The organism is Flavobacterium sp. NRK1 (assembly GCF_024054175.1).
Lineage (GTDB): Bacteria > Bacteroidota > Bacteroidia > Flavobacteriales > Flavobacteriaceae > Flavobacterium.
In genome coordinates this window covers 1,085,030-1,099,294 of sequence record NZ_JAMXLA010000001.1, presented here as the reverse complement: position 1 = coordinate 1,099,294, position 14,265 = coordinate 1,085,030, and the positions used below count along the sequence as shown (strand labels likewise).

Annotated in this window: 14 protein-coding genes; 12 read left to right on the top strand and 2 right to left on the bottom strand. The window is 39.4% G+C overall.

Going from position 1 to position 14,265, the window contains the following annotated elements:
* The first annotated feature begins 26 nt into the window (after positions 1-26).
* The 9 genes from NHE85_RS05185 to NHE85_RS05145 all read left to right on the top strand — a co-directional run bounded on the left by NHE85_RS05185 (position 27) and on the right by NHE85_RS05145 (position 8,410).
* The gene (locus tag NHE85_RS05185) at positions 27-794 is read left to right on the top strand and encodes a DUF3108 domain-containing protein (RefSeq protein WP_252810320.1); all 768 of its coding nucleotides are present in this window, start codon (positions 27-29) and stop codon (positions 792-794) included.
* Between the two features lie 5 nt (positions 795-799).
* Positions 800-1,732, top strand: coding sequence for a tryptophan 2,3-dioxygenase family protein (locus NHE85_RS05180; RefSeq protein WP_252810318.1), 933 nt, complete (start codon positions 800-802; stop codon positions 1,730-1,732).
* 24 nt (positions 1,733-1,756) lie between these two features.
* Positions 1,757-2,992 (top strand): peptidoglycan DD-metalloendopeptidase family protein, encoded by a 1,236-nt coding sequence (locus tag NHE85_RS05175; protein ID WP_252810317.1) that lies wholly within the window; start codon positions 1,757-1,759, stop codon positions 2,990-2,992.
* Between the two features lie 13 nt (positions 2,993-3,005).
* Complete coding sequence (pgi, locus tag NHE85_RS05170) at positions 3,006-4,646, top strand: glucose-6-phosphate isomerase (RefSeq protein ID WP_252810315.1); 1,641 nt, start codon at positions 3,006-3,008, stop codon at positions 4,644-4,646.
* 268 nt (positions 4,647-4,914) lie between these two features.
* Positions 4,915-5,964, top strand: coding sequence for an Ig-like domain-containing protein (locus NHE85_RS05165; protein ID WP_252810313.1), 1,050 nt, complete (start codon positions 4,915-4,917; stop codon positions 5,962-5,964).
* A 220-nt stretch (positions 5,965-6,184) separates the two neighbouring features.
* Positions 6,185-6,625, top strand: coding sequence for a hypothetical protein (locus NHE85_RS05160; RefSeq protein ID WP_252810311.1), 441 nt, complete (start codon positions 6,185-6,187; stop codon positions 6,623-6,625).
* A 75-nt stretch (positions 6,626-6,700) separates the two neighbouring features.
* The gene (locus tag NHE85_RS05155) at positions 6,701-7,168 is read left to right on the top strand and encodes a septal ring lytic transglycosylase RlpA family protein (RefSeq protein ID WP_252810309.1); all 468 of its coding nucleotides are present in this window, start codon (positions 6,701-6,703) and stop codon (positions 7,166-7,168) included.
* Positions 7,168-7,536 (top strand): septal ring lytic transglycosylase RlpA family protein, encoded by a 369-nt coding sequence (locus NHE85_RS05150; protein WP_252810307.1) that lies wholly within the window; start codon positions 7,168-7,170, stop codon positions 7,534-7,536. The genes NHE85_RS05155 and NHE85_RS05150 overlap by 1 nt, the downstream gene beginning before the upstream one ends.
* A gap of 100 nt (positions 7,537-7,636) precedes the next feature.
* Positions 7,637-8,410, top strand: coding sequence for a Bax inhibitor-1/YccA family protein (locus NHE85_RS05145; RefSeq protein ID WP_252810305.1), 774 nt, complete (start codon positions 7,637-7,639; stop codon positions 8,408-8,410).
* A 78-nt stretch (positions 8,411-8,488) separates the two neighbouring features.
* Here NHE85_RS05145 and dinB read toward each other — a convergent pair whose 3' ends face one another.
* Positions 8,489-9,580 (bottom strand): DNA polymerase IV, encoded by a 1,092-nt coding sequence (dinB, locus tag NHE85_RS05140; protein ID WP_252810303.1) that lies wholly within the window; start codon positions 9,578-9,580, stop codon positions 8,489-8,491.
* Between the two features lie 152 nt (positions 9,581-9,732).
* On the opposite strand from dinB, the gene NHE85_RS05135 reads away from it, so the two are divergent.
* A complete protein-coding gene (locus tag NHE85_RS05135; protein ID WP_252810302.1) occupies positions 9,733-10,389 on the top strand; it encodes an NAD(P)H-binding protein in 657 nt (218 codons plus the stop codon).
* A 3-nt stretch (positions 10,390-10,392) separates the two neighbouring features.
* Here the strand turns inward: NHE85_RS05135 and NHE85_RS05130 are convergent, their stop codons facing one another.
* Entirely contained in the window at positions 10,393-12,450 is a 2,058-nt protein-coding gene (locus tag NHE85_RS05130; RefSeq protein WP_252810300.1) for a site-specific recombinase, read from the bottom strand.
* Positions 12,451-12,625: 175 nt separating this feature from the next.
* Between NHE85_RS05130 and NHE85_RS05125 the strand changes: the two genes are divergently transcribed.
* Together NHE85_RS05125 and NHE85_RS05120 are read left to right on the top strand one after the other, a co-directional pair.
* On the top strand, positions 12,626-13,099 hold the full coding sequence (locus tag NHE85_RS05125) for a CYTH domain-containing protein (protein WP_252810298.1): 474 nt from the start codon (positions 12,626-12,628) through the stop codon (positions 13,097-13,099).
* On the top strand, positions 13,087-14,061 hold the full coding sequence (locus NHE85_RS05120) for a YpdA family putative bacillithiol disulfide reductase (protein ID WP_252810297.1): 975 nt from the start codon (positions 13,087-13,089) through the stop codon (positions 14,059-14,061). The genes NHE85_RS05125 and NHE85_RS05120 overlap by 13 nt, the downstream gene beginning before the upstream one ends.
* Positions 14,062-14,265: the final 204 nt, after the last annotated feature.

Below are 14,265 nucleotides of genomic sequence, written 5' to 3'. Positions count from 1 at the left end.
CTAAACACCAAAAAAGAAAAACTAATATGAAGAAAATGATTGCGTTTTTAATGTTTTTTAGTGCTTTTAATGTTTTTTCCCAAAGCTCATTTAATGTGGGCGAATATTTTAAATTCAGGATACATTATGGCGTGGTAAATGCCGGATATGCAACCCTGGAGATTAAAGATGCGGTAAAAGAGGGCAAAAAAGTATATCATGTGATAGGAAACGGTTATACAACCGGAATGACGAAGTTCTTTTTTAAAGTAGATGATACTTATGAAAGCTATTTTGACAAAATTACAGGCAAGCCTTATCAATATGTCAGGAAAATAGACGAAGGCGGATATACCAAAAACCAGGAAGGATTTTTTAACCAGAACAACAATACAGTTCTGGTAAAAGACTATAAACGTAAAAGCCAGAAAACAATATCGGTAACAGAAGATGTGCAGGATGTGGTGTCTATATTTTATTACCTGAGGAACCACCCAAAGGTAGATAAGATGAATATAGGCGAATCTATAAGCGCGGATATGTTTTTTGATGATGAGGTAATAAAATTTAAGCTGAAATTTATTGGCAGGGAAGATTTAAGAACTAAATTTGGAACCGTTTCTGCAATGGTATTCAGGCCGCTGGTGCTGGCAGGCCGTGTATTTAAAGAAGAAGAAAGCTTAACGGTTTGGATATCAGATGATGATAACAAAATTCCGCTCAGAATTAAAGCAAGCCTGGCGGTAGGTTCGCTTAAGGCAGACCTTGATGAATTTAAAGGATTAGCACATACGCTTAAAGTAAAAGCAAAATAGTAACAATGGAGATTACAACCCCGATACAGGAAAAAATTGAACAGCTTGAAGAGAAGTTCAAAGCTATAAACCAAAAAACAGAAACCCATCTTGAAGGCCTGCTTTGGTCTAAGCCAATAACGTATTGGGACTATATACAAACAGATGCACTGCTTAACCTGCAAATACAAAGAACAACGCTGCCCGACGAAATGGTATTTATTATGTACCACCAGGTTAACGAGCTGTTGTTTAAAATGATATTGTGGGAAATTGAACAGCTTTGCCATAATGAAGCACCAACTACGCCGTTTTTTACAGAAAGGCTGATGCGCATAAGCCGCTACTTTGATATGCTTACCACTTCGTTTGATATTATGGGCGATGGTATGGAAGTAGAGCAGTACATGAAATTCCGTAATACGCTTACTCCTGCAAGCGGATTTCAGAGTGCGCAATACAGGCTTATAGAGTTTGCTTCTACAGATCTTATTAATCTTATAGATTACCGTTTTCGCGCTACAATCGACCGTAACACGCCATATGAGCATGCACTTGAGCACCTGTATTGGCAGGCAGCGGGGAAAGATCATAAAACGGGTGAAAAATCATATCTGCTAAAAGCATTTGAAGCCAAATATAAAGGTGAATTCCTTCGCTGGATGGAAGAGTATAATACTATTAACATCTGGCAGAAATTTAAACAACTGCCTGCCGAAAGCCAGGCAGACCCAATGCTGGTTAAAGCAATGCGCCATTATGACTATACGGTAAACGTTACGTGGGTTATGGGGCACCTTAACGCGGCAAAAAAATACATTGAAAGCCAGGACGGCCCACAGGAAGCAACCGGGGGCAGCGACTGGAAAAAATACATGCACCCTAAGTACCAGCGCAGGATATTTTTCCCTGAGTTATGGTCTGAAGAAGAGTTAAGAACCTGGGGTGAAAATGTATAACCGATAAAAGAACACTACACAATTTTGAAATACCTAAGCTTCATACTACTATTATTTACCTTAATTGGGTGTAAAAAAGACGAAAAAACCGGAGAGACTGACAAAGCTGTTGTAAAAAAAGAATCTATTGTAAAAGAATTTGGCTTTGTGCTGAATAATTTTAAAGTAGTGCACGATACTATACAGCGTGGCGACACCTTTGGCGGAATATTAGGTAAAGAAGGGTATGATGCTGCACAAATTCATGCAATTACAGAAAAAATAAGGGATTCTTTTGCGCTTAGGGATATAAGAATAGGCAAGCCCTATACTTTACTAAAACAAAAAGACAGCCTTAACAAACTACAGTTATTTGTTTATCAGCCCGATGCTACCAGCTACTATGTAGTAGATCTGCGTGACTCTATAGCAAAGGCGTATAAAAAAACCAGGCCTATAACCATTAAGCGAAGGCTTATTTGTGCTGAAATTGAAGGTTCATTATCGGAAACTTTATCTGAGGCAGGGGCTTCTCCTGCACTTGCACATGAGCTGAGCGAGGTGTATGCATGGTCTATTGACTTCTTTAAAATTCAAAAAGGCGACAAGTTTGCCGTTGCCGTAAATGAAAAATATATAGACGGCACTAAATATGCCGGGCTTGAAAGTATAGAATCATCTTACTTTGAATATAAAGGAAACCGTATTTATGCCTTTCCGTTTAAAAAAGATCCTAACGCCCGCAGGGTAGATTATTATGATGAAGAAGGGAAAGTGCTTAAAAGCATGTTTCTTAAAGCACCCCTTAAGTTTAGCCGTATAAGCTCACGTTTTTCCCCAAGGCGTTTTCACCCTGTGCAGGGACGCTGGAAGGCACATAACGGTACAGATTATGCCGCACCTACCGGAACACCTATTATGAGCACCGCAAATGGTGTTGTAGAGCGCGCCGGATATACTGCCGGTAATGGTAACTACGTTAAAATAAGGCATAACAGCACCTACAGCACTCAGTACCTGCACATGTCTAAAATACTGGTAAGAAAAGGGCAAAGAGTGTCTCAAGGTGATATTATAGGAAAAGTAGGCAGTACTGGTCTGGCAACTGGGCCTCATGTGTGCTACCGTTTCTGGAAAAACGGTGTACAGGTAGATGCCCTAAAGCAAAAACTGCCAAGTTCTGAACCTATGAATTCAAAAGACAAGCCGCGTTACATGGCTTATATAGCTCCGCTTAAAAAAGAGCTGGACAGTATATCGAACATCAAATTCTCAAAATAAATTCACATTACCAATGGCACTAGAAAACATTAATCCGTCCGGTACTGCCGCCTGGCAGGAGCTGACACAGCATTTTTCGGAGATGCAAAACGCATCTATGAAGGATATGTTTGCTGCCGATAAAGGCAGGACAGCAAAATTTAATATTCAGTGGAATGACTTTACAGTAGATTATTCTAAGAATATAATAAACGAAAAAACATTACAGCTGCTGCAGGATCTTGCAACTCAGGTAAACCTTAAGGGTGCAGTTGATGCTTACTTTGGCGGAGAAGCTATAAACCGTACCGAAGGCAGGGCTGTGCTTCATACTGCACTTCGTGCACCGCAAAATGCCGATATTAAAGCAGACGGCGTTAATGTAATGCCAGAGATCTATTCGGTTAAAAACAAAATGAAGCAGTTTTGTGATGCCATAATAAGCGAAAACAAAAAAGGATATACAGGTAAGGCTTTTACCGATGTAGTAAATATAGGTATTGGCGGCAGCGACCTTGGCCCTGCTATGGTTGTAGAATCGCTTAAATTTTACAAGAACCAGCTTAACGTGCGTTTCATTTCAAATGTAGATGGAGACCATGTAATGGAAAGCCTTAAAGGGCTAAATCCTGAAACTACTTTGTTTGTAATTGCATCTAAAACTTTTACAACACAGGAAACTCTTACCAATGCCGAAACGGTTAGGGAATGGTTTCTTAAACATGCTAAACAGGAAGATGTAGCCAAGCATTTTGTGGCGGTTTCTACAAACATACAAAAAGTAACAGCGTTTGGTATTGCCGAAGATAATATTTTCCCGATGTGGGACTGGGTTGGCGGACGTTTTTCTTTATGGAGTGCGGTAGGCCTAACCATTGCACTGGCTGTAGGCTTTGAAAATTTTGACAAATTGCTGAAAGGTGCACACGAAATGGACGAACATTTCCGTACTGCGCCGCATGAGAAAAATATTCCGGTAGTACTGGCATTGCTTAGCATTTGGTACAATAACTTTTTTGGCGCCGAAAGTGAAGCGCTTATACCTTATACACAATACCTTCAAAAACTTGCGCCTTACCTGCAGCAGGGTATTATGGAGAGTAATGGTAAAAGTGTAGGCCGTGACGGAAAACCTGTAAATTACCAAACGGGCACTATTATTTGGGGTGAGCCGGGTACTAACTCGCAGCATGCTTTCTTCCAGTTGATACATCAGGGTACAAAACTTATTCCTACCGATTTTATTGGTTATATACATCCGCTTCATGGTAATAAAGATCATCATGATAAGCTGATGTCTAACTTTTTTGCCCAGACCGAAGCTTTACTTAACGGTAAAACGGCAGAACAGGTACAGGCAGAGTTTGACAAGCAGGGTGTAAAGGCAGATAAGGCTGATTACCTGCGTCCGTTTAAAATATTTAACGGTAATAAGCCAACCAATACTTTATTGATAAATAAGCTTACTCCGGAAACCTTAGGTTCTCTTGTAGCTCTATATGAGCACAAAATATTTGTTCAGGGTGTTATCTGGAATATTTTTAGTTATGACCAATGGGGAGTAGAACTTGGCAAACAACTGGCAAACTCTATTCTTGACGAAATAAACACAGGAACAATAAAAACACACGATAGCTCTACCACCTTCTTATTAGAGAAGTTTTTAGGCAAATAGTCGTTAATTTATGGTTAACTTATACAGCCCCGAAGAGCAATCTTCGGGGTTTTGTTTTTACAGTCACTTTCGTCTTGTCTGATAAGTCGCTGAAAGTTTTGTAACGTAAAAATCCCCATTGTTAGGTATGGTTTCATGGTTTCTGAATAATTAATTTTGTTTAATACATTCATTATCGGGGTAGGGTAATGACAAGTTTATCTGTTATTGAGTTATCTGTACAGAGATAACTTAAACGTAAACATTATAACCAACCAAAATCTAAACAATGAAAAAAATTATTTATGCTTCGGGCCTTATGGCTGCATTTATATTTGCAGGCTGTTCTAACAACGATGACAGCAAACCTGTAGAAAGCACCGATTTTTATACTGTTGTAAATAACGGAAACGCAGGTGTAACAACAGTTACCGATTTTGAAGATGCCGAACCTCTGGAAATAGCGCAGGCAATTCCTTCAGTGTCAGGGCAGCAATACCCGGCTTATACTCCGGTACTTTTCTTTTTTAACGATAAGCTGCTGCTGTCGTCAATCAACGAAGATACTTTTATAGTTAAGGTAAACGGCAGCCAGGTTAAAGGAACGATTTCTGTTAATGAGGCAGCTAACGGGTATGCTATACTTACTTTTACACCGGAAAAAGTATTTAAAAACAATGCAGAAGTAATTGTAACACTTACGGGCGGTATTCAGGATGATGGCGGACAGCCACTTGTAAATGAGGCTGAATACCAATATACAACTTTCTCGGAACCGGGAGGTGATGTTGATGGTAACGGCGGTTTTGAAGACGGGACTAACGGACTTGTATTTATAGGAGATGGTAATGTGCTTACAGGAGAACAGGGCTGTATGTCCCCTTTTGCAGGATCTTCTTTTGCAGCAATTACTTCGGGCAACCAGCTAATCTCTTCGGGTGATGCTATTGGAGGAACGTCGAGTGCAATGATAATGGGGCCGTTTGACAGCACTGTATCATCACTGACATTTAATTATAACTTCCTTTCTGCCGAGTTTCTTGAATATGTAGGCAGCGAGTTTGACGATTCATTTATGGCTGTAGTGGTAGGTCAAAACGGAGCCCATGCCGAATTTGTAACCAGTGTAAACATAATAGGCGAAAATGTTACGCAATGTAACGGCTTTCCGGGAATGCCTGACCAGGGTGATGACTACGCCGGCTTTACAGGCTGGACTAATAAACAGATTAACTTTGGCAGCATAAGCGGGCCGGTTTATGTAATTTTTATAGCAACAGATGTGTCTGATGATATATATTCTACAGTTGTAGGTATAGATGATGTGTCGTTTAATTAATTAGAGAGTTACTATATTTCAAAGCCTCCGGAGAGTAATTTTCAGGAGGTTTTTTTATTACTGCTATTTCCTGTGCAACAGCTTTACTTTTTGCGGTTTAACGCAGTAATTGCTTCTTAGACAGGTTCTAAAAAAGGGTTAACAAATAATTAACCAATTTTTTAATGTAGAATTTATAGGGTAATTGGTTATATTTGCGTTTCCTAAATAAAACTTAATTATGTATAGAGGTATACTTGACCTGCATTCATACTGGGCATTTGCCGTATTAGTATTATTGCTGCTTGCAGCGGCTAACGCATTTTTAGGCCTTTCGGCTAAAAGAGCTTTTTTGTCTAAAGACAGGCAGATAGCCTTAATTGCACTTATTTTTACGCATCTTCAGTTTGTATTTGGTTTAATACTGCTTTTTGTTTCGCCTTATATGGAAACAGCCAAACAATTGGGTATGGGCGGAGTAATGAAGAATGCAGAGTTACGTAAAATGGTGGTTGAACATCCAACCATTAACCTTATAGCCATTATACTTATTACAGTAGGCTGGTCTTCCCACAAAAGGGCAGCAGACAGCAGTGTAAAGTTTAAAAAAATAGGCATTTTTTATATCATAGGCCTCATATTGCTTTTAAGCAGAATTCCGTGGAGCCAGTGGTTAAGCTAACCTCAAAATAAAGCCCTTTTGGGCTTTTGGTGTCTTACGGCATGTTATTTGTTAAACAACAGAAAATTATATATTATGAAGAATAGTATTATTGTTTTTAGTGTTTCGTTAGTGTTACTAATAATAACGGGCTTTACATCGGGTACTACAGTTACTGTTCCCGTTGCTAAAAAAACTGAAAAAATTGCGGCGGTTGCTGTTACAGATTCTGCAAATACTACAGAACCTAAGCTAACGCTGTACAAACAAAATGTGCTTGCTACCTATTATGCCGATAAATTTAACGGCAGAAAAACAACCAGTGGCGAGCGTTTTCATAATTCTAAATATACTGCTGCCCACATGAAACTGCCTTTTGGTACTATGGTAAGGGTAACAAACGAGAAAAACGGAAAATTTGTTGATGTTAAAGTAAATGATCGCGGTCCATTTAGCAAAAAACTCGAAATAGACCTTACCAAAACGGCATTTATGGAAATTGCTTCTAAAAAAGGCTCAGGCAGTTTTAAGGTTAAGATAGAAATTATAGATCCGGCAGAATAATGAAACGCATTATACTATTATTACTACTTACAGCCCTTGTGGGCTGTTCGTCGTCTAAAGGGGCTTTTACATCTTACGATAAAAAGGCCACAGCCTGTTATTATGCCGATAAATTTAATGGGAAACGCACCGCAAGCGGTGAAAAATTCAGCAACAATAAACTAACCGCTGCCCACAAAAAACTGCCATTTGGTACTAAGGTTAAGGTAACTAATCTTGCAAACAACAAATCGGTAGTAGTTGTAATAAACGACAGAGGGCCGTTTTCGGCAGGTAAAGATATAGACCTTTCTAAAAAAGCCTTTATGCAGATAACCGACAATAAGCATCACGGCGAATTAAAAGTTTTGCTTGAAATAGCAAAATAACTCACGTAATCAATATTATTTATTGGCTGTACTATGGCACGTGCTTTGCATGAACAATAATAATTTTTATATATTTGGACTACTAAAAAACATAACCGTAATGGAATTTAAATCTAAAAATCCTTTTTTAAACAGTAAATCTTTTGCTAAAGGTACTTCGGTGCATGATGCCGAAGGTAATGTGCTTGTTGATTATAACAGTACCATGACAATTAACGGTGCTGTAAACAAGAGCTTTATACTTTTACTGCTGCTGTTAACCGGAGCATTTACCGTTTGGTATATGACAGTACAGGGTTCTAACCCATACCCGTTAATGATAACAGGAGCAATACTGGGCTTTATCTCGGTACTTGTATCTGCATTTAAACCGGAGCTTTCGCGTTACCTTGCACCTGCTTATGCGCTTTTTGAGGGTTTATTTATTGGTGGTATATCGTTAGTGATTAATACTATGTATCCGGGTGTAGCTTTACAGGCTGTATCTGCTACGTTTGTAACCTTTGTAGTATGTTTTGTATTATACAGGTTTAGAATTGTAAAAGTTACAGAACAATTCAGATCGGTAGTAATTGCAGCTACGCTTGCTTTTGCTACATATTACGTTATAACATGGCTATTGTCTATGTTTACAAGTTTTGTGCCTGCAGATTCTATAACCAATTCATCATGGACAAGTATAGGTATTAGCGTATTTGTAATTGTAATTGCTGCGCTTAACCTTTTCCTTGATTTTGATATGATCGAAAAAGGCGCGCAACGCCGCTTGCCTAAATACATGGAGTGGTTTGGTGCAATGGGACTAATGGTTACCCTTGTATGGCTTTATGTAGAGTTTTTAAGGCTGTTTGCTAAACTATCAAGCAGAGATTAATTTCCTGCACTATATAATACTAAGGCTATCCGCACAGGATGGCCTTTTTTATTTGCAGCAGAATGAAAATAGGGATATTTAAAAATCAAACTTTAGCTGTACTACCACAGGCTTTTTAACACCTGATTCCTCGGTGTTTAGGTTACCCAGTGTAATACCCAGCAGCCTTACCGAGTCTTTGGGTTTTTCCTGATATAAAAGTTCTTTTACGGTTTCCATTATCAGGCTTTTGTCCGATATAAAATAGGGGAGTGTCTTACTCCGTGTCTGCACAGTAAAATCACTGTATTTAATTTTCAGGGTAACGGTTTTACCGGCTATTTTTTTCTTTTTAAGGCGGCGTTCCAGTTCGTTGGCAATATCTTCCAGTTTTTCGAGCATAAAAACTTCCGATACCAGGTTTTCAAAAAAAGTATGCTCTGTACCTACCGATTTTATAAGCCTGTCGGGCTTTACCTGCCCATTGTGTATGCCACGCACCACATGATAATAATAGGCTCCCGATTTGCCAAAATGTTCTGTAAGGTATTCTTCCGATTTCTGCTTTAAGTCGGCCCCCGTAAAAATACCAAGCTGATACATTTTTTCTTCGGTAACCTTACCTACACCATAAAATTTGCCAATCGCCAGATTTTCCAAAAACTCCAAAACCTCGTCAGGGTTTACAGTTTTCTGTCCGTTAGGCTTATTGTAGTCGCTCGCTACTTTGGCAATAAATTTATTTATAGAAATGCCTGCCGAAGCAGTAAGCCCTGTAGTTTCCAGTATGCGCTGGCGTATTTCGCGGGCAATCATGGTAGCACTAGGGTTGCCTTTTTTGTTATTGGTAACATCAAGGTAGGCTTCATCCAGAGAAAGCGGTTCTACCAGGTCGGTATAATCCAGAAATATTTCGCGTATTTTGTTGGATACCTCACGGTAACGGTCAAACCTTGGGCGTACAAAAATAAGATGCGGACATTTTTTCTTAGCTAAAAATCCGCTCATAGCACTCCGCACTCCAAATTTGCGCGCTTCATAGCTTGCAGCAGCTACAACACCCCTGCTTTCGCCGCCACCCACAGCAACGGCCCTGCCCCGCAGTTCGGGGTTATCAAGCTGTTCTACAGATGCATAAAAGGCATCCATATCTACATGAATTATTTTGCGGAATGGGGCAGTGAGTTCCATGCTGTAAAATTAAATAAAAGGCTTAAAAGTATATTGCGATTTATAGGGTGTTATATGTTAATTGTAATCTTTTTTAAATATCTATAACAGATTGTTAATGAGCATGGTTGCAATGGTTTTTTTAAGTACCTTCCATAGCAAATCCAACTACCATGAAAAAATCTGCAATACTTTTAGGCGCAAGCGGGGCTGTGGGCAGCGAGTTGCTTAAACTACTGCTTGCCGATGAGCGATATGACACCGTAATACTATTCTCCAGGCATAAAAGTAAGGTAACACACCCTAAAATAAAGGAATATATTATAGACCTGTTTGAGCTTGAAAACTATAATGAGGCTTTTATTGCCAATGAGGTTTTTTGCTGTATAGGAACCACCAAGGCCAAAACGCCCGATAAAGAAACCTACCATAAAATTGATTATGGCATTCCTGTAGCTGCAGCAAAGCTTGCCAAAGCTAGTGATATAAAAACTTTTATAGTAATATCTGCCATTGGTGCAGATGCAAAGAGCGGTATATTTTACAGTAAGACCAAAGGCGAAATGCAAAATGCAGTGTTAAGCAAGGGTATTGCAAAAACCCATATTTTGCAGCCTTCATTAATTGTTGCAGCCAGAAAGGAAAGCCACGTTATGGAAAAAATGGCACAAGGATTTATGTGGCTGATCAATCCTTTATTGTTTGGCAATGCTGCTAAGTTTAAAAGTATTAAGGCAGAGCGTATAGCTAAGGCAATGCTTTGGCTTGCCAACAATCCGTATAAAAATATTATGGTAACAGGAGATGAATTGGCTCAAATTAGCAAATAACTGCTAATTGTTTTTTAACGAGCGTGAGGACTGCCTGAAATTAGGAAAGAAGAACGACATGGGTTTGCGCTTAAAATGCTTCCAGATAGAGCGGGCTATAAGCCTCATTTCTGAAAGCGGAATGTTGCGTGAACGGAATGCCAGTGCTGTAGAAAGCCCGAAACTTACAGAAAAGTTTACCAGCCCTATAATACCTACACCAAAAATTCCCCAGAACAGCATACTTTCTGATACGTTCCAGTTGGCACCATAAAGACCAAGTGCAAGGTTGCCGCTGGCAAACGTAATGTGGCGTATATCTATATCAAGCCCTAAAAATATACCTATAGATGCCGTACTGCCCATAAATACACCAAACCAAAGGTTAGACATTATGCCTGCCCATTTTTTTTCATACAATTCAGCCAGTTTTTTTGTGCGCACACGCCCTAAGCTGAGTTTTAACAAAGGATGTTCCTGTATGCGGTAATAAATGTGCTGATGCTTATCGCGGTTGGCTACTGCACCCGCTATAATACCTGAAAGAAATAAAAATACGCCAGCAATGGCAGCATGCACTATAGCCAGCGAGTGAATAGGGCTAAGATCGCGTATAAGATGGTACCATTTAGTAAGCGCCAGGTTATAATCAAAAGTAATATCTATAAGCCATATACCAAGCAAAGCAACGGGGAAGGCAACTACTACGTTACCCACAAACGCTATAAACTGCGAGCGGAATACCCTTGCAAAGAGTTCGGCAAATGTTTTGTGTTTTTCGCCGTCAGGCACATTGGTTTTCTTTTTATCGGCCTCCAGTGCGCTAACCAGTGCCGACGCTGTCATGGCGGGCTGTTTGGTAGCAAGCGTAAAGCCCAGTACATAAATGGCAATAAAGCCCAGCGAGTAATTAAGGCTGTAAAAAAAGGCATGGCCAAAGGCGCTGGTATCCATTTTAGATAAAAATACCTTTATAATACATAATATTGCTACTATAAAACCACCTCCCGAAGCTGTCCAGAACATTTTAAAATATTCTTTACGGTCGCGGGTAATATAATGCTCTCCGGTGCGTGCAGTATGCTGGGTTACTTCGTATGATATCAGTTCGGTACTTTCATTTATAAGTTTGCGCACGTTATTCTTATCACAATTATAAGCAATAAGGTCTTTAGCAAGTGTAATAGTATTTTTTTTAGCCTCTTCGGGAGAGTTTATAATAAGTAGCGGTAAAAGTGTGTTTAGGCGCTCAAGCTGCTGCCTTATGCGCAGCAGGCTTTGGTTTACCCTAAGCGATATACCGTATTTTTCACTGTTTTTAAATGCGGTTTTTACATAATCGGTACACTGGCGGTGCAAAATTATAAGCTGTTTATAGCCCAGGTCATCAGGTGTTATAAAATTGCGGCGTTCTTCAAGCAGTTTTTCGGCAATAAGCGCAAATTCTTTCTGGTAAGCCAAAAATGGGCTCTCAAGGTTTTCATACTCGGGTACCATTTGTATCACTTCGGTTTCCAGCGCACGGCCTGCAATACGGTGAATAATAACTTCAAGCGCAAAAAGCAGTTCGGCAAGCGGGCTTCCGTTTTTGGTAGTAGTATAAATAGGGCTGAAGGTAAGCAGTTCAAACAACTGCTCTATTTGCTGCGGAGGTATTTTGGCAATCCATACCGGATCGGTTTTTACATAAAACACCTGATTAAGCAGATACTCCAAAGTATCTTTTTCAGGCTGATCGGGTATCAGCTTTGCAAACAGCCGTTTTTTCACCTCAAAAATAAAGTCGGCATCAGTAAGAATACCGGCATCAGTAAGTATTTTACTGAATTTTTTGTTTTTAAGCAGTCCTTTCAGGTATTTTGCAAGCCCTATGCGGTACTGTTCATTTTCTTTAAGCTCTTTTAAAAGTTCGCCCAGATCTATAGACAGTATTGTTTTAAGATTTCGCGGGCGGATAATGTTTACAAGCTCGGCAAGCAGGTCGGTATCCTGCGCTTTATATTCCCACAGGTTCTTCTCATCAAAATTGATGGCAAAAAACTCTGTAATGGTAATACGGGCTTTATTTTTCTTAAACTTCATGTGGTGTGCCGGGGAAAATGAGATGTAAAAATACAAATCATTGCCCTATAATTATCATAGGGCAAAAAATTTAGTATTTGATTGTGATAGCGATGGTATAAGTGCATTCTTAAACTAAAATATATAGTAAATCTCTGCCTTTAATTCCTTAACTTGGCTGTTATTTCCAAAAAACATGATCGAGATCGAACGTAAATTCCTTGTGCTTACCGATGCCTATAAAAATGAGGCGGTTACACAAAAACGTATTGCACAGGGCTACCTGAACTCTAATCCGGACAGAACTGTTCGTGTCCGCACAAAAGGTAACCAGGGCTTTATTACGGTAAAGGGCAGGAGCAATGACAGTGGTACCAGCCGTATGGAATGGGAAAAAGAAATTACGCTTGCCGATGCCGAAAAGCTGCTTGCGATTTGTGAAAAAGGCAGTATAGATAAAATTAGGTATGAAGTAAAAGTGGGCAGCCATATTTTTGAAGTAGATGAATTTTTTGGTGATAATGCCGGGCTTATAATAGCCGAAGTAGAGCTTGCCGATGAAAATGAAGTTTTTGAAAAACCACTTTGGCTGGGCGAAGAAGTTACAGGAGATGAACGCTACTATAACGCTTACCTTAGCAATAACCCTTATACCTTATGGAACAAATAACCTACGACCTTATAATTATTGGCGGCGGACCTATAGGTATGGCCTGTGCTATTGAAGCGCAAAATAAGGGGCTTAAGTACCTGATAATTGAAAAAGGCTCATTGGTTAACAGCCTGTTTAACTATCCTTTATATATGACGTTTTTTTCTACTGCCGAACGTTTAGAGATAGGCGGTGTGCCTTTTAGCTGCATTGCACCTAAACCGGGCAGGCAGGAAGCGCTGGAATATTACCGCAATATTCATAAGCATTTTAACCTCAATATAAAATTGTTTGAAAGGGTAGAGGCTGTAAACAAAAAAGATAACGGCTTGTTTGTGCTTACCAGTTCTAAGGGAGAGTATGTGTCTAAAAATGTAGTTATTGCTACAGGGTTTTATGACATTCCGGTATATATGGATGTTCCGGGTGAAAACCTGCCGCATGTTCGGCATTATTATAAAGAAGCCCATGAATATGCCTTCCGCAAAATTGTGGTTATAGGTGCTAATAATTCATCGGTAGATGCTGCTTTGGAGTGCTACCGCAAAGGTGCAGATGTTACTATGGTTATTAGAAAAGGTGAAATAAACAACCGCGTAAAATACTGGGTTAAGCCCGATATTGAGAACCGTATTGCCGAAGGCAGTATAAAGGCTTATTTTTATTCGGAAATTACCCAGATCACCGAAAATGAGGTTGTACTTAATACCTCTGATGGTGAAATTCTTATTGAGGCCGATTTTGTACTGGCACTTACCGGTTACAGGCCCGATATTGAGTTTTTAAAGAAAAGCGGAGTACATATAAACGATGGAATTAACTGTACACCTGCCTATAACCCAGAAACTATGGAAACCAATGTGCCGGGCCTTTATCTTGCAGGGGTGGTTTGCGGCGGAATGGAAACCCATAAATGGTTTATAGAAAACAGCCGTGTACACGCAAAATTGATAACTGACCACATTATTTCTGCCTTTTAAATATTAAAATATTGTTAATTTCAGTTGCCCGGATTACAATTTATTAAGTAATTGAGGTAATTTTAATTTGTTGTTTATCAGTTACTAATCATTCATTTTTTCATCGTTTATCAGGGAGGTATTTTTATTCCCGGTAAAAATTGAGTTCGTTTAGTTCGGTAATTACCGAACTAAGTTGTACATTTGCGCAAAATTTGTAAATCA